This is a genomic window from Streptomyces sp. NRRL B-24484 (assembly GCF_000717715.1).
Classification (GTDB): Bacteria; Actinomycetota; Actinomycetes; order Streptomycetales; family Streptomycetaceae; genus Kitasatospora.
Map to the genome: position 1 here is coordinate 1 of NZ_JOAI01000075.1, position 17,912 is coordinate 17,912.

12 protein-coding genes and 5 pseudogenes are annotated in these 17,912 nt (G+C 69.3%); 5 read left to right on the forward strand and 12 right to left on the reverse strand.

What is annotated here, in order from left to right:
* Positions 1–94: 94 nt before the first annotated feature.
* A complete protein-coding gene (locus IE98_RS0139095; protein ID WP_030277189.1) occupies positions 95–844 on the reverse strand; it encodes an IS5/IS1182 family transposase in 750 nt (249 codons plus the stop codon).
* Positions 845–1,264: 420 nt separating this feature from the next.
* On the opposite strand from IE98_RS0139095, the gene IE98_RS0139105 reads away from it, so the two are divergent.
* Positions 1,265–2,647, forward strand: a complete 1,383-nt coding sequence (locus IE98_RS0139105; protein ID WP_106976832.1) for a helicase associated domain-containing protein — start codon at positions 1,265–1,267, stop codon at positions 2,645–2,647.
* Between the two features lie 128 nt (positions 2,648–2,775).
* Here the strand turns inward: IE98_RS0139105 and IE98_RS49780 are convergent, their stop codons facing one another.
* From IE98_RS49780 to IE98_RS43820, 3 genes and pseudogenes are all read right to left on the reverse strand, one after another.
* Positions 2,776–3,549, reverse strand: coding sequence for a hypothetical protein (locus IE98_RS49780; RefSeq protein WP_159401201.1), 774 nt, complete (start codon positions 3,547–3,549; stop codon positions 2,776–2,778).
* Positions 3,550–3,598: 49 nt separating this feature from the next.
* A complete protein-coding gene (locus IE98_RS0139120) occupies positions 3,599–3,895 on the reverse strand; it encodes a hypothetical protein (RefSeq protein ID WP_159401202.1) in 297 nt (98 codons plus the stop codon).
* A 235-nt stretch (positions 3,896–4,130) separates the two neighbouring features.
* Positions 4,131–5,178: pseudogene (locus IE98_RS43820) on the reverse strand (IS256 family transposase).
* A 208-nt stretch (positions 5,179–5,386) separates the two neighbouring features.
* Between IE98_RS43820 and IE98_RS0139130 the strand changes: the two are divergent.
* A pseudogene (locus tag IE98_RS0139130) lies at positions 5,387–5,881 on the forward strand (IS5 family transposase); the annotation flags it as partial.
* 156 nt (positions 5,882–6,037) lie between these two features.
* Here the strand turns inward: IE98_RS0139130 and IE98_RS43825 are convergent.
* Both IE98_RS43825 and IE98_RS0139140 read right to left on the reverse strand, forming a co-directional pair.
* Positions 6,038–6,427 (reverse strand): hypothetical protein, encoded by a 390-nt coding sequence (locus IE98_RS43825; RefSeq protein WP_234443862.1) that lies wholly within the window; start codon positions 6,425–6,427, stop codon positions 6,038–6,040.
* A 200-nt stretch (positions 6,428–6,627) separates the two neighbouring features.
* A complete protein-coding gene (locus tag IE98_RS0139140; protein WP_030277196.1) occupies positions 6,628–9,027 on the reverse strand; it encodes a 2OG-Fe(II) oxygenase in 2,400 nt (799 codons plus the stop codon).
* A gap of 308 nt (positions 9,028–9,335) precedes the next feature.
* Here IE98_RS0139140 and IE98_RS47370 point away from each other — a divergent pair.
* A pseudogene (locus IE98_RS47370) lies at positions 9,336–9,650 on the forward strand (helix-turn-helix domain-containing protein); the annotation flags it as partial.
* A gap of 147 nt (positions 9,651–9,797) precedes the next feature.
* Here the strand turns inward: IE98_RS47370 and IE98_RS0139150 are convergent.
* Positions 9,798–10,430: a hypothetical protein gene (locus IE98_RS0139150; RefSeq protein WP_030277199.1), complete on the reverse strand. Its 633-nt coding sequence runs from the start codon at positions 10,428–10,430 to the stop codon at positions 9,798–9,800.
* 81 nt (positions 10,431–10,511) lie between these two features.
* Positions 10,512–11,813, reverse strand: coding sequence for a hypothetical protein (locus IE98_RS0139155; RefSeq protein ID WP_030277201.1), 1,302 nt, complete (start codon positions 11,811–11,813; stop codon positions 10,512–10,514).
* Positions 11,814–11,996: 183 nt separating this feature from the next.
* Here IE98_RS0139155 and IE98_RS49785 point away from each other — a divergent pair, with 183 nt between their 5' ends.
* Entirely contained in the window at positions 11,997–12,419 is a 423-nt protein-coding gene (locus IE98_RS49785) for a hypothetical protein (RefSeq protein WP_159401203.1), read from the forward strand.
* A 126-nt stretch (positions 12,420–12,545) separates the two neighbouring features.
* On the opposite strand, the gene IE98_RS0139160 is transcribed toward IE98_RS49785, so the two are convergent.
* Positions 12,546–12,833 carry a hypothetical protein gene (locus IE98_RS0139160; protein WP_052391543.1) on the reverse strand — a complete coding sequence of 96 codons (288 nt, stop codon included), beginning with the start codon at positions 12,831–12,833 and terminating at the stop codon, positions 12,546–12,548.
* Between the two features lie 52 nt (positions 12,834–12,885).
* Positions 12,886–13,737 (reverse strand): hypothetical protein, encoded by an 852-nt coding sequence (locus IE98_RS49790; protein WP_159401204.1) that lies wholly within the window; start codon positions 13,735–13,737, stop codon positions 12,886–12,888.
* A 714-nt stretch (positions 13,738–14,451) separates the two neighbouring features.
* On the opposite strand from IE98_RS49790, the pseudogene IE98_RS43835 reads away from it, so the two are divergent.
* A pseudogene (locus tag IE98_RS43835) lies at positions 14,452–15,715 on the forward strand (non-reducing end alpha-L-arabinofuranosidase family hydrolase).
* Between the two features lie 397 nt (positions 15,716–16,112).
* Here IE98_RS43835 and IE98_RS0139175 read toward each other — a convergent pair.
* Positions 16,113–16,439, reverse strand: a pseudogene (locus IE98_RS0139175) (DUF5959 family protein); the annotation flags it as partial.
* A 500-nt stretch (positions 16,440–16,939) separates the two neighbouring features.
* On the reverse strand, positions 16,940–17,824 hold the full coding sequence (locus IE98_RS0139180) for a MurR/RpiR family transcriptional regulator (protein ID WP_030277207.1): 885 nt from the start codon (positions 17,822–17,824) through the stop codon (positions 16,940–16,942).
* Positions 17,825–17,912 lie beyond the last annotated feature (88 nt).

Below are 17,912 nucleotides of genomic sequence, written 5' to 3' on the forward strand. Positions count from 1 at the left end.
CGGCATGAGCTTTTTGAGCCACACCCGGCGCCCCTGGGTCTCCCGATCGTACGAATGACCGGACCGAACCCACGCACGAAGGTAAGGAGCCTTTTCAGCGGTGCAGCTCCAGGGTGCGGACCGCCTTGGCTGCTGACGTCAGCCAGTTCGGACTGCAGCGTGCGTGTCGGAAGATCCTCCAGCGCTTCACGGTGGCCACGCCGCGTTCGACGGGGTAGCGGAGCCGGGCGTGGGCTCGGTTCAGCGATCTCTGCCCGGCTGTGAGTTCTCCGCGAGGCGGGCGCCTCTTGGCTACAGCGAACGTTCCGCCGGCGCCGGTGTACGCCAGGTCGGCCAGGGCGGGGGTGCGGAGCCGGACGCAGGTCCTCACGATGCGGTGGGTGCGGGCGGCGGTCAGATCGTGGGTGCGGCCAGGCAGCGCCCGTGAGATCCAGACGAGCCCGCCCGTCGGGACGGTGATGACCTGCAGGTTCACGCCGTGGCGGTGGTGCTTTCCGGAGTAGTCGGCCCGGCTGTCGCCGACGCGGTCGCACTCCACGAGGGTGCCGTCGACCAGCACGTACTCCGGGTCGGCGTCGCGCAGGGCCCGGGTCAGGCCGGGTGCCTTCCGGGCGAGCAGGTCGGTGACCTGGTGGACGTAGGCGTGCGCGGTGCCGACGCTGATCCGGAAGCCGGCGGCGATCTGGGCGAGGGTGTCGTGCTTGCGCAGGTACACCAGCGCGACCAGGGCTCGCTGGGCGGGCCGGAGCTTGCACCGGCGGTCACCCTCCCGGGTGACGATCGGCATCGTGACCCACTCAACGAGCGCATGCGGCAGGTCCAGTGCGGCAGGACAAGTGACCAACGAGGCTCCCTGGCTGGTTGCTTGAGACATGAGACATCTCGCTCAACCGCCCGGGAGCCTCGTTCGTTATGCGCTCACGCCGACCGTCCGGCCGTCACCCGATCGGTGCCCGCCCTGAAAAGGCTCAGTGCTTCCTGACGTAGGTCTGCGGCCGTTCGAACCAGCGGTGGTGCAGCAGTACCTCCGGTATCGGGAAGACGCGAAGGTACTGTCAGCGATCGGAGAGCATGTCGACGCCCAGGTCGGTCGGGTCACGATGCGACTGCCCAGGGCTGTAGCCGAGGCCGCATTGGCAGCGTGGGAACGTGACGAACTCGGTGGGCAAACTCCCGAGACCCATGAGGAGTACCTCCTTCGTGACCAGGCGGCGGAACTTGCGCTGACCGTCCACAGTGGCTGCTGTGGTACATCCTGGCCTCGGTGAAGGTGCTGTCCGAGGGTGTGGACACCTTCGACTGCAACGCGGTGTTCTTCGCCGACGTGCGCGGCTCGATGGTCGACCTGGTCCAGGCCGTCGGCCGGGCGCTGCGGATGAAGCCGGGCAGCGGCAAGGTGGCCGCCATCGTGGTGCCCGTCCTGCTCGGCGCCGGCGAGAACGGCGACCAGCTGCTGACCTCCCGGGCATACGACGGGCTGAGCAAACTGCTCATGGCACTGCGCTCGCACGACGCGGCCGCCGTCGAGCGCCTGGCCCTGCCGCAGTCCGAGTCCCGGCCGCCGAGGGAGCCGAAGCACACCGGGGATCCGGACGAGTTCCGCTCCGCCGGCGGCCAGGCGCAGCTGCTGCAGTTCTCCACCCAGCGCGATCCGGCGGTGATCGCGGCGTTCGTGCGCACCCGAGTACTGGAGCCGGAGCGGGCCGAGTTCCGGCGGGGTCTGGAGGAGCTGCTGGCCTATCGGGAGAAGTTCGGCGACGTGAAGGTGCCGTACGCCTACGTCGCGCCGTCCGGGCACCGGCTGGGGGTATGGGTAGCCGACCAGCGCCGCTACAAGGCCGCCGACGTCCTTGACCCGGAACGGGTGAAGGAGCTGGACGAGCTGGGCATGGTCTGGTCGGCCTTCGACACGGCCTTCACCGACAACCTGACCGCGGTAGCCGGGTACGCGGCCGAGCACGGGCACGTCTGCCCGCCCGCGGACGCGGTGTGGGGCGGGCGGCTGGTCGGGACCATCCTGCGGCCGGTCGGGAACATCCTGAAGAACCTGTGCACCGCACAGCGGCGCACCGAGGCCCTCCAGCGCCGCGCCGAGGCCGGCGAGCAGGGACTCAGCTGGGCCGGGGCGCTGACCGCCGACCGCAAGGCTGCCCTGGACGCGATCGACCCTGGCTGGTGCCCGGCCTGGTCGGTGGAGTGGCAGCGGTGCTTCGCCCTGGCCTGGCGGCACGTGAAGAACGGCGGGACGCTGGCCGGCGCCGTGCCCGGCAGCATCGCCGTCCAGGGCGAAGACCTCGCCGGGTGGGGCCGCGCCCAGCAGGTCGGCTGGGACAAGCTGGGCCCGGCGCAGCAGTGGCTGTGCAAGCACGTCCTCGGCCTCACGCCGCCGGCCGCCGAGCAGCGGCCGGCCCCGAAGGTGTCGCACGCGGAGAAGGAGCAGCGGAACCTGGCAGCGGCCGCGCAGTTCCGGGAGCGGGAAGGGCACCTGAACGTGCCGCGCAAGCACAAGGAGTGGCTGGTGCTGGCCGGCTGCACCACCGTGCAGATCAGCCTCGGCCTGTTCATCGCCAACAGCCGCAGCCGGCGCGCCAACGTTCCCGCCGCCCGTGCGGAGCGGCTCACCGAACTCGGCATGCGCTGGGAATAGAAGGGGTGCCGGACACCGGCCAGGGCGGCAAGCTACCGAGCCTGTCGCCCCCGCCGGGCCCTTCTCCCCCGGCGTCCGGCGGCGAAACAACGGCGCCCGACCGACAAGGCCAGCAAGGGGCCGCCGGGTCAGTACCCCTCGCGCACCTCAAAGACGCCGCTGTCCCAGTACACGGACGGCTCGTCGGCCCCGCTCGGCCAGTCGCTCTGCAGATGGCGGCGGCCGTATCCGAGGGCCCCGGCCCGGTGCGGGCTCAACCGCCCCGCCATCAGGTCGTCCGCCTCGGCGTCCGTGATCGGCAGCACGGTCCGGTACTGCGCATCCCGTGAGGCGACCCAGTCGACGTACTCGGTGAAAACGCTCACAAAGGCCTGCGAACAGAGGCCGCAGCGCTGAACGGAGACGATGAAGTGCGAGTCGTCCTGAATCATCCTCTCGACCCGGACCCCGGTGTGACTCTGGTGATGCGCCCGCGCCACCACGGCGTCCTCGGCGCAACACGCCGCGCACCCGAAACCCGCGGCCCCCGTCACGTCGCCCCCCATGATCACGCCCCCTTCGACAGTGGGCCACATGCTACTCAGGCCCTCCATGCCGACCTCCGCAGTCCTTCCCGCGGCTGCTGAAGGTCCTGGTCGGCACGGCGGTGGCCGGGGTGCGTGGCTGGCTGCCGAAGAGAACCCGACCGTCGCCACCAGGATCGAGGATCCGGTGCCGCTCCGCCCGGCGGTCGGCACGCTGACCTTGTTCCGTACCTGGCGAAGCTCGCCGAGCATTGTGCCGAGCGTCGCAGTGGCGTGCTTCGGCTTCAGGGTCGCGTGGGCGGCGGCCTCCACCGCTTTGATCGCCTCGCTGTAGGCCCGGACCGAGTCCGGCTTGAGAGCGTACGCAGCTTTCTGCACGGCCTGAAGGTGCTGGGAGGCGGAGCCCCGATCGGGCCGCTGATGATCTTCAGGGAGACCAGCCGAGATCCTCCGCTGCGGCGAGGACGCGATTCGCGATTCCCTTCCGGTCCCATAGTGCGGCTTCGTGGACATGCGAGTGCCCGGCGCCCTTTATCACCTCGCCGTACACGCCGGTCAGTGCGTTCCCCTTCTGCCGCCGGCCGTTGTGCAGCGGCATCAGCCGATCAGCCAACAGCACCGGGTCGTGCTGCGCCCGGACCGAGACAATGGCCGGGACCAGTTGGCATATGGCCGCGTACTCCGCGTTGTTCCACGCGTAGTCCGGGCACGCGAGCGCCACCATGAGGTCCGTCTCCAACCCCCGGTGCGCGGCAGCCCACAGCAACACCGTCCCGCCATGACTGTGCGCGAAGGCCGCCTGCAGTCGTCCGGTGCCATCCGGCCTGTTCGCCCACCACCACAGCGCCTTCCCTGCGATCTCCCGCTGGTACTGCTTCAGGCTCCCGGACCATTCGAAGCCGTCGTCGCCGTCGTAGGGTCGTGTCCCGTGAAGTGGTGTAGTGGTCGTGCGCCAACAGTCATGAAACCGGCGGGAGTTCGTCGCGGGTGCGCTCGCCGGGGTAGATCTGGTCCATGCTGGCCTCAGGCAGGTAGCGGCGAGGGAAGGCGATCCATTCGTCGTGCATCTCGAACAGCACGGCGGTGACCAGCCGCAGGAGCGCGTCGTCGTTGGGGAAGACCTGGACGACATCGGTGCGGCGTTCGATCTCGCGGTTGATCCGTTCCTCTTCTTCCAATGTCGCTCGGGGAAGGCCGCGAAGGCGGTCAGGTCGTCCTTGGCCTCCAGCAGCATCGCTTTGACCTTGGGGAACTGCTTGCCCAGCATCTCGGCGACGGTGTCCAGCTGGGCCCGGACCGCGGCCTCTGCCGGCTGGGCGAAGATCGTGCGGATCGTCGCGGCCACCATCTCACCGGCCTCCTTCGGGATCACCGCGAAGGCGTTCCTCAGGAAGTGAACGCGACAGCGCTGGTAGGCGGCGCCGAGCATGACCTTGCGGATCGCCTTGACCAGACCGCTGTGGTGATCGCCGATGACCAGCCGGACCCCGGTCAGCCCGCGTTCGCGCAACGAGCGCAGGACCTCGGTCCGGAACATCTCGGTCTCGCTGTCGCCCACCATCAGGCCGAGCACTTCCCGGCCGCCGTCCTCGGTGATGCCGGTGGCGACCACCACGGCCCGGAGACGATTTGGTGGTTCACCCGCGCCTTGCAGTAGGCCGCGTCCAAGTAGACGTAGGGGAAGCGGGTGTGGCCCAGGGGGCGGTCGCGGAAGGCGGTGAGCTGTTCGTCCAGGTCGGCGCAGATCCGGGAGACCTCGCTCTTGGAGATGTCGGTGTCCGCGCCGAGGGCCTTGACCAGGTCGTCGACCGAGCGGGTGGACACGCCCAGGACGTAGGCCTCCATGATGACCGCGTAGAGCGCCTGGTCGACGCCGATCCGGGCGGTGGCCTCGGCCTCGATCAGCTCCTGGAGCATCCGCTGGGCGACAGCCCTGATCAACTCGATTCCGTCCGCCGTACGCAGCGACTCCATGAGGCGGAGTAGGTCAGGCTGGGACAAGGCCATCGCGCACCCCTCACTCAACGAACCTTCCTGCTCGGAGAGTTGCGCGATGGCTCCTTCATGACCAGGGGTTACACCAAGATCCCTGCTACACCACTCCACGGGACGCCATCCGGCAGGCTCCGCCGCCTGGCCTCAAAAGGGGCTTCTCCGCAGTGGTCAAAGCCGCTCGGATCCGGGCGCAACTGATCGACCTGCTGGCGGAGGTGGTGCGGGAGGTGAGGCGCTCGGCCGCTCGCGCGGCGGCTTCACCACCAAGATCCACCTGAGTGCAGACGGCCGCTGCCGGGTGCTGTCGCTGGTCATCACGCCCGGACAACGTGCCGACTGCACCCAGTTCGAGTCGGTCATGGAGAAGATCCGCGTGCCGAGGGCGACGACCGGGCGGCCCCGCACGAAGCCGGACAGTGTCAGCGCAGACAAGGGCTACAGCAATCGCCGGACCCGCCGCTACCTGCGCAGACGCGGAATCCGGCACGTCATCCCGGAGAAGGCCGACCAAGCCGCCAACCGGATCCGACGCGGGAAAGCCGGCGGTCGACCGCCCGGCTTCGACAAGGAGCGCTACAAGAAGCGCAACACCGTCGAGCGGGCGATCAACAAGCTGAAGACCTTCCGCGCGGTCGCCACCAGGTTCGACAAGCGCGGATACGTCCACCTCGGAACGGTCACCACAGCCGCGCTCATCATCTGGCTCCGCTCGTGATCGCCAGGACACTGCCTAGGGCCGGACGCCCGCCCGACACCGCCCGGTGAGGGAGCACCGCGATACGCCAGGTGTGCCCCGGCGAGCGACTTGGTATCGGCGACTGCTTGTGGGCGTACTGCTCGGGATCGGCTGGACAGGCCCGCACATGTGTGGTCAGGATGCCTCAACGGCCGTGCGCGCCGCATCAACAAATCGTCCCAGACACTGCAGGTAGGCGCTCTGCGCCGCGTCGAACCGATCGCGGGCGTCGGCGTCACCGCAGGTGAGGCGCCACAGGTGCCGGTTGGCCATTTGCGCCGCATTGAGGACGGCCTGGGCAGCTTCGGCTGTAGCGGACGGCCCTTCCAAGACAACGACACGGACGCTGTGCGTGAGAGGGTCGTAGGCTTCACGCAACTCGGAGCGCAGGTGTTCCAGGCGCGCCAGTTGCTGGTCTGGATCCGGGATCTGATGGAATGCGTCCCCAACCCTTCGGTACAACTCGCCCGTGACGTGGGCACGATCCATCAGCTCCAGGTACGCAGCCCGCCGCAGCTCCCGCACCCGCTCCCGGTGCTGGGCCTATACCGACGATTCAGCCTGGACCCGCGCAGCCCGCACGTTCCCCAGATTGGTTACCCAGCTCGCGAACACAGCTGTGCCACCGGTCAAAGCCGCGACCCACATAGCGCTGTCCCCCACACCGCTCAGTGTTGGCCAGGGCCTGGCTCCTGTCGAGAGCGCCTTGGGCCCAACAGCCACCCTCAGCCGCGCGCCCGGGGCCATTTGTCCCGCAGCCACGCCAGGTCGGTCTCGGCGCGGGTGCGGGCCGCCTGTTCGCGGGTGAAGACGGCTTTCGTCTTGGTCAGGACCAGGACGTAGGGACGTCCCTGGCGCCGGGTGGTGTGGGAGACGGGCAGGCCGGCCTGGTCGATGCGGCTGTGGAGGTGGCGGCGTCCGTCCTTCGCGAGCGGCCACTCCATGACGTGGCGGGTACGGGAGGTGAGGAAGGCGTCCAAGTCGGGGCAGAGTCCGCAGACAGTCCGGCATGCCCCGGCCGGGGTGAGGGACCAGTCGTCGGCCGCGCGCACCGGGCGGGTGAGGGCTGCGGTGAGCCGGTCCTCGCAGTGGTCGGCGAGGGTCTGGAAGGCGCGGGCGGCGGGTGCGCCATCGTGGACGGTTGTCTGGTGGCGGGCCGCTGTGCGCAGGGCGGGGAGCAGGCATTCCAGGGCGGTGTCCGGCAGGCCGCGCAGCGTGGCGGCGATGGTGTCGGCGGTCTCGGGCCCTGCCGCCTGCAGGACGCGGGCCATTGATGCGCCGAGCCCCTCCATTCCTGTGCGGCGCTCCTTCTCGCGGCCGATGCCGAGCCAGCTGGTGAGCTGCTGCTCGACTGCTTGCCAGGCGCCCTCGGCCAGCGGCGAGGACATCGCGTCCCCATCGCCGTCGGCGGCCTGCAGCGCGGTGCACAGGCCGGGCAGCGATTCGAGCCACGCCGCGCGGTCGGCCCCGGTGTACGCGCCAACTGTGCCGAACCAGCTGCTGACGGCCCCGCGGGCCCACGTCCGTCCGTACCGCGCGGCCGCTGCCGCGAGACCCGGGGCGTGCCGCTCGCCCAGGGTCTCCACCCCGAAAGGCGAGAGGAGCATCGTGGCAGTGTCCGCTTCCCGAAGTCCCACCGCGACGGGCAGGGCGGCGGCGAGGAGCCCCGCGGCCGCCTCGCCCGAACCGTGGTGCCTCCAGAACGGGGCGAGCGACCGGGCGAGCGTGCGCGCCTGGTCGAGGTCTCCGGCATCCAGGTGGCCTTGAAGTTCCCGCAGTGCGCCCTCGGAGCCAGCCTCGGCGCGGGCCGTGAACGAGCGCTGCCGGGGCCACAGGACCACGGCGGCCCGCCGGTACCAGCGGTCGAGGGTGTTGCCGTAGTTGCCCATGTAGCCCTCGTACTCGGACTGGTAGGGCGGCAGGTCCTTGTTCTCGGTGGTGGCGCACACCTCGGCGTACGCGACGGGCAGGTTGATCTGCTCACCGCCGGTGCCGTCCGGGCGGGTCCACCAGCTCAGCGTGATCTCGTCGTCGATCAGCTCGTTCAGTTCGTAGTTCGAGAAGTCGCCGCTGCGGCGGCGCTCGGTACCGGGTTCCCCGTCGGGGTCCAGGAGGCATTCACCCTCGCACTCCTCGTCCTCGCAGTCGTCGTAGTGCTCGACCTCGCCGTAGTAGTCGTAGCGATCGTACGGAGCATGCGCGTCCCAGGTCTCCTTCACCTCGGCCAACGCGAGGACCGCTTCGCAGTCCGCCTCTGCGGCGGCCTGGCGGAGCAGGGTGGTGCGGGTGGCGTCGGCTCCCTTGAGGCGGTCCCAATCCAGGCCGCGCTGGGTGTACTCGTGGTCGAGGAGGTACACGAGGCGGTTCGGGGGCACGGCCTTCTGGCGGCCGTAGGCGTAGCGCTCTTCGGCCGGCTTGGTGAAGTGTTCGGTCAGGCAGTGGGCCAGGTCGGGGACCGAGTCCCCGTCGTCTTCGCCGGCCGGGCGGATGCGTTCAGCGAGGAGGTTCATGGTGAGGGTGACGCGGTAGCCGGACTTGACGGGCTTGACCTCGTGCAGGCAGTCCGCGTAGAAGGCGGCGAAGGTCAGCTTCTCCCGGGACGTCTGGTGGACGACGCTGCGGCCGGCGTGCGAGACGACGAGTTCACCGCCGGTGTGATGCGAGGGCAGCGAGACGACCAGGGTGCCCACCATGGAGTCGTCCTTCTCGGAGTCCTGGTGCGGCAGGAAGAACTGGCCCTTGCCGTAGACGAGCAGTGCGTGCGGCTCGGCACGCAGGACGGTGGTGGGCGGCAGACCGAGCGCGGTACGGACACCGTCGAGGACGCCGTCCAGGGTGCGGTCCCAGTCAGTGCCGCCGAGCGTGATGCGGTCCGGGGTGATCTCCCAGGTGTCGCGGACGCTGGTGTCGGACAGGGTCTGCTCGCCCCGGCCGAAGGATGCCTGCCGGGCCTGCGCGATCAGTTTCTTGGTGACCGGGGCACGCAGCGGCAGCGGCAGTTCCCCCACCCCGTCGACCTCGATGCGCAGCGCGCTGGCCGACATCTCAATACGGGTGCTGAAGTCCCCGCGCCGCTGTGCGTCGCCGAGCAGCTCCGCCAACTGCTTCCGCGCTCCGTGTCCCATACTGTTTCGTCCCCAGGGGTGCAGCGTGCCGTATGGCTGTCCCGGAAACACTAACGCCGCAGGCAGTCCTTGCTCCCGGGCTGTTGGCATGCGGCAAGGGTGAGTAGGCCGCGGTAGCGGATGGTGTGGACGCGTAGGTGTTCGCGTTGCTGGTGGTAGCGCCAGTGAACCTCTTTCATCCTGTCTCGGCAGGGTGAAATGGCTGGTCAGCGGGGTGGAGTAACAGGGCGAGGCTCCTGGTCGTTGCGCTGGCGTTCTCTACGCACCACGCTCTGACCGAGGAACCTCGCTTGGTTCCGTGTCCTGCCATGCTCGACGTCCCGCACGAGTTCGTTGAGCACGTCTCGTGGCTGATCTACCCCCGAAGGCGTGAACTGCGTTCGCGTTGGCGGCGCTTGAGCTGCTTCAAGCAGACTCTGCTCACCCTGGCCCATCTGCGGAAGAACGAGACGCTTACGCAGGTCGGAGCCGGCTTCGGGGTCTCGGAGACGACCCCCGGGCGGTACGTCGACGAGACCCTCGAGCTTCTGGCCGCATGGGCCCCGGGTGTGCGCGAGGCGCTGGTGGGCCTGGGCGAGGACGACTTCGTGATCGTCGACGGCACCCTGATCCGACCGACCGGATCGCCGCCAATCCCAAAGGCGGAGAGCGGCGAGAGCCCGGATGCCGCCGGAGATGACAATGCATCACCACGCTCGGGCCCTGACTCGGTCGGCACACGCTAGGACGTCGACCTGTCCCCGAGGATGCGCCGGCCGACGCCACGGTGCTTACGGGACGGGGGTGGAGGGAGGGGGCTGGTTGGTTCCGTCGAGGCCGTGGATTTCCCGTCCTTCCACCAGGGTCACCGGGATGCTCCCGGCCATGCCCTCCAGCGCGGCTTTGAGCTTCTGGGAGTCGGTCCCCTCCTTGGTGGTTTGCACCTGAACGCCCGCGGCGCCCGGTGCCATCTGGGCGGCAAAGACCTGCACCGGGAGCGTTCCGGCCTGCGCCGCGTTCCCGATCTTCTCGATGACCGGGTCGATGTCCACGCGCGCGTAGCGGCACTTCGCCACCTCGGCGCGTTTGGTCTCGATGCCGGGGTGGGTGGCTGCGGCTGCGGCAATGAGGTCGCGGGCCTTGGCCTCGTCGGTGGCGTAGATCTTCACCTTGCCGGCCTGTGCGTCCAGCTCCAGGGATCCGAACACGGCCTTGAACGGGCCGCGGCCCTGTTCGCCCAGTGCCGATTCGAGGTTCTGCAGCGCAGTGTAGGTGAGCGCGTCGACGTGGGGAGGAAGGGAGGACGTGGCGGTGGGCCGGCTGGAGGGGACTGCGGGAGTCTGGGTCGCGCTTCCGCAGGCGGACAACACGGCGACGGCTAGCGCAACTGCGGCGCAGGCCGCGGCGGGCCGGGAGATTCGCACAACGGGCTCCTTCGGGGTGATGGACCAACCCTAGGACGCCGCAGGGGCAGCACCGGTTCGGTGCTGCCCCTCCAGGCGCCCCTACGGGTAGGGGGAGAGGAAAAGGCCGGCTGCCTTGAGGTAGTCCTTCGTCTCCGTCCAGCAGATGTGGTGGATGTCCGAGCCGCCCGAGATGCTGCCCCGGGCCTGGCGGCCGTTGCCGTCGACGGTGAAGACCAGCGCGCCGCTGTCTCCGTGGTCGGCGCCGTACCCGGAGGCGTAGCCACACACACCTCGGGCGGTGTGCCGGGCACCGTCCCACCAGTACGCGTCGCTGGTCCAGGTGGTGTCCTCGTCGGAGACCTTGATTCCGCAGGGGACGCCGTTGCCCGTGTAGTAGGCGGTGATGCCGTCCTGGCAGACCCAGTCGCCGTTGTAGGAGTACTGGACGCCGATCACCGGGTACCACTGCCCGTAGGGCTGGTCGGCCTCGTCGGAGTTGGAGCCGGCGCCACCGCTCGTGCCGGTGTAGATGGCCTCCATGTCCCATTCGGGATGGACGTCGGTGACCCTGCCCGTGTAGTTGCCCGCGGTGAAGTAGCGCAGGTCGCCGTAGGTGGAGGCGTTGCCGTACACGTTCTGCCCCTCGGGGAAGCAGTGCGCGGCGGTGAGGATCCAATCCCCTGTCCCCATGTATGCGGCGGCACTGGTGGTGCACCTGTGGTTGGTGATGCCGACGTAGTCCCCGCCGATGAAGGGCCGCGAGTCGTTCCACCTCCACGTCAGGTTCTTGATCTGCCCCTGCCCCTGCCCCTGCCCCTGCGCGAGGGAGACGGGCACCTCCGCAGCGGCGCCAGCATCCGCCTGTGCCGTGGTGCCGGCGCTCTTGGCTGCACGGGCGGGCTGCGTCTTCTTCACAGCTTCCCGAAGCTGAGCGTGCGCGGCTTGTGCGGCTGTAGGGGTTGCTGCGGTGGTCGGGTCGGTGGCCACGTTGAGCCCAGAGGCATCGGCCTTCACCGACACCGAGAACACCGGATAAGTGATCTTCTTGTTCTGGACGTCCGCCATGATGGCGTCGCGGGCCGCGTCCAGCTCCTTGCGGGTGTGCTCGCCCCAGACGACCCTCACCAGGGACGTGTCGATGCCTGGGTGCTGCGCCTTCGCGTCCTTCAGTAGTCGGGTCGCCTGCGCGGTGTCGGTGGCGAAGAGCGTCACCGAGCGTGTGGTCACATCGATCGACAGCGAGCCGTACACGTCCGCGTGGGCACTGCGGCCCTGCTCCCCCACGGCGTCGGCGACCCTGCGCAGCGGTGTGAGGATCTCCGTCTGCTCCGCGAGGCTGAGCTTGGCGAACTGCTCGTCGGTCATCAGGCCGGCCGACGCCATCGGTGCGGCGGCCGTCATCGCCGCCACATGCTGGTGGTGGCAAGCGCCACCAGAGCGCGTCGAATACGCACTCGCATCCCTCCCCCAAGACGCTTCCGCACGCACGCGCGAAGAGAACTGACGCTACATCAGAAGTCTTGAACATTGGTTCTATTTCATGGGACGGGCCCGGCCAAGGCGGTCGCCCGCTTCCAGGAGAAGATGCGCTCCAAGGAACTGCCGGGGCTGCCCGATCATCGGGCCGTGTACCGCACAGCCCAGCCGACCGTGCAAAGCGTCCGGCTTGGGGACGGCGTTATCCACCCACAGCACAAGGCTTTCCGCACCCACACCGACGGCCTCCTGGCCCTCAACGCACACGGCATGCCGCAGTGGTGGGACCGCCAGGGCGATGGCACCGTCTACCGTGACGCTACGAGCAGCGGCGCTGGCAAACCCACCCCAATGGCGCTGCAACACGCGCCGCCGGCCAAGGACGATCACACCTTGGAGTACGTCTTCGGCGTACTGACCGAGCGAACCGCATATCGCCCCGCCCATGGCGCCGGGCCAGCTCGGCCTCGATCTTCCGGACACCGGCGTCACCGCCGGCAGGCCGTGGCAGCTGCGGCTCACCAGACGTAACCGCCCAACCGGCATGAGTTGCGAGATCGTCGACACCGACAGCGGCGCAACCTTGGCACGGCCGCGGCTGCCCTCGGACGGCGACGGCCTGGCGGCGCTCGTCACTCTCCCCGAACCGGGCCTGTATCACATCAGCGCCCACGGCATGGAGAAGAAGCCAGTCGCCCCAGCTCCTGATCCGGTAGCTCTTCGCCGCAAACCCCGGCCGGCAGCGGTCCGGTCGGCGGCCTGGACTTCCAGCCGCAGCACGAAGGTGCCATCGGGCTCGTCCAGGGTCAGCACATCCAGGTCGGGCACCTGGCCGCCGACCTCCTCCGGATCGGCCCCATGGACGACAGCCAGCAGGGCCCGGCGTGCCGAGGGGTCCATCGGCCTCTGAATGGTTCCGGGAACGATGATCACGTAGTTACCCATGCCGGTGCGTCACGCCCCGTCCGGGGTTGGGAAACCCCCAGTTCCGGGGTTGTTACCCGTTGCGTGCTGCCGCCCCGCTCGGCTGCAGCGCAGCCCTCACCGACGGTCGCGTGGCCGCCGGCCGCATGCGACTGCCTGGCTGTAGGTGTGCCCTGCGTTGCCAAAGGCGTCCGGGTCGGACGCGTGTTGGCACAGCAGCATGCGCGAGCGCGGGCGGCGTCTGCTCCTTCGGGTGCCTTGGATGCGCGGGGTGGTAGCCGCCAGGCGGGACCGGAGGTGGTGGATGCGCTCGAAGTATGGACACGCGGTGGCGTTTCCCGTTGCGGATGGCGGCGATGGCCTGGGTGCTGGTTCGGCAGTTGGCTGCAAGACGGGTGCCGGCCCGGCCGGTGAGGACGAGTTCCCCCAGTGTCAGCGGACACGGCAGACTCGGGTCCCCTGCTGGTCGCAGTACAGCCTGCAGAACCCGTCGACCCAGCGTGTCGATCCCGGCACCGGTCCGGACCACCGGCCGCTCGAAGTTCACATACAAGCGCAACGGCCGGGCCGTCACCGGGTCCTGGAAGTCATGCAGGCAGAAGGTCTCCCCCGGCTCGAAGCGCGCCCGCACGACAGTGTGCTGCCAGGTCCAGGGGCCGAGCTCCCAGGTACCGGCCACAAGATCGTGCAGGCCGTTCTTGCGTGCGGTGTCGTCACCGGTGCGCAACGCGGTGGTCCAGGCGGTGGGGGCGAGTGAGCGGATGCCGGGCCAGTAGGCGAGGTGCAGCACGCTTCCGGTGTCGGTGATCGCCCGATAGGGCTGGGCCGACCGCACCTTGCCGTGGTGGATGTCGCGGCGGACCGCTGTAGCGCCCGCGGCGATGACGCCGATGAGCCTGGACACGAACGAGCGGGATCGGGGCATGGGACCTCTCCGTCGATTGCATGAGCGTGAGAAGGTTCCGGCGCCACCACGGATGAAACGCCAACGATACTCGTGCCAGTCGGTCATCGGCGTCAACTACCGCGTAGCGAAGGCACGGAGGGAGGGACCGGCAGCCTCCGACGACCTGGTGCCCCTCGACGGTCCCTGGCTGTCGGGCGGTCGCCCCGGCTTCGGGTGGACAGCTGCGCGGAGTATTGACAACTCGCAACGCCTGATACAGATTTCACCGAGGCAAGCCTGGAGAGGCTTTCTTTGCAGAAAAATTGTTAACGCTAACAGGAGTGCTCGGGGCCCGGCGTCCACCCTTCCCCTGAGCCACTCCCACCCGCTTTGCGCGCCACCCGGCGGAACGCACGTGCCCGCACGACCGCCGGCACGTCCAGCCTCTCCCGCCGGTGCCGCGTCCCCAGCCAAGGAGAACGATCCGTCATGCCACGGCTCAACGGAACAACCCGTCTCCGCAACGGCATCGCGCTCCAGGCACGGGACGCCAGCGGCGCCGCCAGCCAGCACTGGAACCCCGGGTGAGCCCAGCCGCTGGGGCGATGTCGCCGCAGCCGCCCGATGAGGACCACGAAACCCGACACCACCCAGGGCACTGACGTGCATTGGCGTGCGCGCGCTCACGGCGGCCGCGCATGTTAGCGCTAACAGAAGCCGTGTGGCAGATATCCGTACTCTCAGGAGGTTTCCGTGCGCAGACGACGTTCCAGCCGCCGTCGGCTGACCGTGCTGTTCACAGCACTGCTTGCGGCCGTGGCGGCCTTGACAACGATGCTCGTCGCCAACCCGGCCCAGGCGGCCACCACCGGCACCCTGCGCGGCGTGGGGTCCGGCCGGTGTCTCGACGTGGCGAACGCCAGCCAGAGCGACGGCGCATCGGTGCAGATCTACGAATGCTGGAACGGCGCCAACCAGCTCTGGACGGCGACCGACAGCGGCCAGCTGACCGTCTACGGCAACAAGTGCCTGGATGTTCCCGGCCACGCCACGACGGCCGGTACCCGGGTGCAGATCTGGACCTGCAGCGGCAGCGCGAACCAGCAGTGGAAGGTCAACGCCGACGGCACGATCGTCGGCGTCGAGTCCGGGCTGTGCCTGGACGTCACCGGCTCGGGCACGGCCAACGGCACGGCCGTGGAGATCTGGACGTGCAACGGCCGCAGCAACCAACAGTGGACCGGCCTGTCGTCCACCCCGACCACTCCCCCGACCGGGACGTGCGCCCTTCCCTCGACGTACCGCTGGACCTCGACCGGGGCGCTCGCGCAGCCGGCGAACGGGTGGGCGTCGGTGAAGGACTTCACCGACGTGGTCTACAACGGCAAGCACCTGGTCTACGCGTCCAACGTCAACGGCTCGTCGTACGGGTCGATGATGTTCAGCCCGTTCACCAACTGGTCGGACATGGCGTCCGCCGGGCAGAGCGGGATGGGCCAGGCCGCGGTGGCGCCCACGCTGTTCTACTTCGACCCGACCAACCCCAACGGCTGGTCCGCGCCGCAGCCCCTGTTCACCGGCAGCATCCCCGGCGCCGCCCCGATCGACCAGACCCTGATCGCCGACGACCAGAACATGTACCTGTTCTTCGCCGGCGACAACGGCAGCATCTACCGGGCGAGCATGCCGATCGGGAAGGAACCAGTACCTCATGATCGTCGAGGCGCGGGGTGCGAACGAGCAGCGCTACTTCCGCTCCTTCACCGCCACCAGCCTCAGCGGCACCTGGACCCCGCAGGCCGCCACCGAGAGCAACCCCTTCGCGGGCAAGGCCAACAGCGGCGCCACCTGGACCAACGACATCAGCCACGGCGACCTCGTCCGCACCAACCCCGACCAGACCATGACCATCGACCCCTGCAACCTCCAGTTCCTCTACCAGGGCAAGTCCCCCACCGCGAGCGGCCCCTACGACCAGCTGCCGTACCGGCCCGGCGTCCTCACCCTGCAGCACTGACCCGCCGACCCGGGGTGATCACCATCGGACTCCGCCCGCTGACACGCAGCCGAGCGGCCCATGGCGCAGGCGGCCCCACCCGCTGACCGACACCCACCACCCCGGGGGTCCCCCGGCCGGACACCGGCCGGGGGACCCCCGGGGACGAGGCAGCGCTCGGTCAAGACCACGACAAGTACCGCCGCCTCGTCCGGACCCTCGGCGTGAAGCCGGTGATTGCCCGACGCGGCACCGAGCACGGCTCTGGACTCGGACCCAACGCTGGCTCGTGGAGCGCGCGTTCGCCCATCTGCACTGGTTTCGTCGGCTGCGGATCCGGTGGGAGATCCGCGACGACATCCACGAAGCCTTCCTGCCCCTCGGCTGCGCGCTCATCTGCTGGCGGCGGCTTGTCTCTCTACCCTGACAGCATCGGCACCCAGTGGTTCATCACCTGGTGCAGGCGTTGCCGATGGTCGGGAATCCAGTTGTCCGGCGGAACGAGCGGGACCCGCACAGTGACCATGGCCCCCGACTCGTCCTCCACGACCACCTCCGGGCAGTCACGCTCGCCAGTGAGTTGGATGAAGATGGACGGCCCGCTGCTCATCTCCATCCAGGCGACGTCTTCGCCGGCGTCGAGCCTGTCCAGCGCGTTCGCCCAGCCTTCCAGCCTCGACACGTACAACGCCAGGTCGATGCGGCCGGAGACGAAGGGCGTCTTGACGACGATCTCGGCATCGAGGCCAGCAGTCCACCTGCCTTACGTCCCAGAACGTTGACGGTGACGCTGTTCCCCTCGTCATCAGCGAGGCAGACGAGTTCCCTCGGAGGGTTGTCGTCCATAGCTGCCCTTTCATCGGCGAGTACTGAGAGATCCTCGCCGGTCGGACGGCATCCTTCACCTCATTTCGTCAGCAGTTCTAGCTTTGAGCCGGTCGGAAAGGCCCGCACGGCCATGGACCGGGGCGGCGGCGTCCCGGGGCCTCCCAGCGGTGTGGGGCCGCCGGCGGCCCCGGGATATCCCCGTCTTCGACACCGGCCGCACACCCGCTCGCCATCCGCCTACGCCTTCAAGAACCGGCCCACCTGCGGGTACTACACCCGCGGCGTGACCAACGGCGTTGCCGACCCCAATCTGTACTCCGGCACGCCTGTCTGCTGAACCGCACCCACGCGGGTGCGGCAGGCAGGGAGCAGTCTCCCCGCCGGCCGCACCCGCGCGGGATCCGTTTGGGATCCGAGTCAGGTCAGGCCGATGCGGCGCGCGGTCTGCTCGCCCCGCTGCATGTGCTGGTGGGCGGCGTCGCCCAGTTCGCCGATGATGCCGGCCACCACCGTCTCCACGACGGCGAGGGTGGGCACCAGGCTGTCGTAGGGCGAGGGCGCTCCGACCTGGCTGGAGAGCACCACCTCCGCCTGCGTGCTGACGGGCGACAGCCAGGTGTCGGTGAAGAGCACGACGCGCCCGCCGGCCTCGCGGACGAGTTCGGCCACGGTGACCTTGTCGTCCTCGTAGCGGCGGTAGTCGAAGACCACGAGGACGTCGCGCCGGCCCAGGGCGGCGAGGTGCGCGGTGCGCTCGACCGGCCGGTCGGGGAGGAAGCGCACGTCGTCGCGCATCTGCATCAGGTGGAGGCCCAGGTACTGGGCGAAGAGGTGACTGAATCGGCCGCCGACGAGGGTGATGCGGCGCTTGGGGTCGGCGAGGAGCTGGACGGCCCGTTCGAGGTCGTGGGGGGTGACCTCGGCAAGGGTGCGGTCGACCGCGGCGGTGAAGACCTCCCGGCCCCGGGCGAGCAGGCCGGCCGGCCCGCTCGGCCCGCCCTGCCCGGCTTCGGCGGAGGAGCCGTAGTTCCCCGCGGCGTACAGGGTGAGCGGGGAGGCTTGGCGCTCGTCCAGCTCGACCCGCAGCGCGGCCTGGAAGTCCGGGAATCCGCGGTAGCCGAGCCGGCTGACGAATCGGAGCACGGTGGGGGCGCTGACGTCCGCCCGTTCCGCGAGGGTGGCGATGGTCTCGAAGCCGGCTGCGGGCCAGCCCGCGAGCAGGACCCGGCCGACCTTGCGCTCGGCAGGGCTGCACTCGCCGAGCCTTTGCCGGATGTCTTCGGCGAGCGTGACGGGGGCCATGGTCGGGGTCCTTTCCCGGGTCGGGAATCGGGTCGGTCGCAGTGCGTGATCCCCGCAGCCTAGCGAAACGTCAGGCTGCGGGGATCAG

What these genes read in the sequence shown, in the direction of transcription:
- IE98_RS0139120 (WP_159401202.1), bottom strand. Translation starts at nt 3,895, where the DNA reads ATGGTGGCGCTCGCGTGCCCGGACTACGCGTGGAACAACGCGGAGTAC.
- IE98_RS0139140 (WP_030277196.1), bottom strand. Translation starts at nt 9,027, where the DNA reads ATGGGACACGGAGCGCGGAAGCAGTTGGCGGAGCTGCTCGGCGACGCA.
- IE98_RS0139155 (WP_030277201.1), bottom strand. Translation starts at nt 11,813, where the DNA reads ATGACGGCCGCCGCACCGATGGCGTCGGCCGGCCTGATGACCGACGAG.
- IE98_RS49785 (WP_159401203.1), top strand. Translation starts at nt 11,997, where the DNA reads ATGCGCTCCAAGGAACTGCCGGGGCTGCCCGATCATCGGGCCGTGTAC.
- IE98_RS0139160 (WP_052391543.1), bottom strand. Translation starts at nt 12,833, where the DNA reads ATGGGTAACTACGTGATCATCGTTCCCGGAACCATTCAGAGGCCGATG.
- IE98_RS49790 (WP_159401204.1), bottom strand. Translation starts at nt 13,737, where the DNA reads ATGCCCCGATCCCGCTCGTTCGTGTCCAGGCTCATCGGCGTCATCGCC.
- IE98_RS0139180 (WP_030277207.1), bottom strand. Translation starts at nt 17,824, where the DNA reads ATGGCCCCCGTCACGCTCGCCGAAGACATCCGGCAAAGGCTCGGCGAG.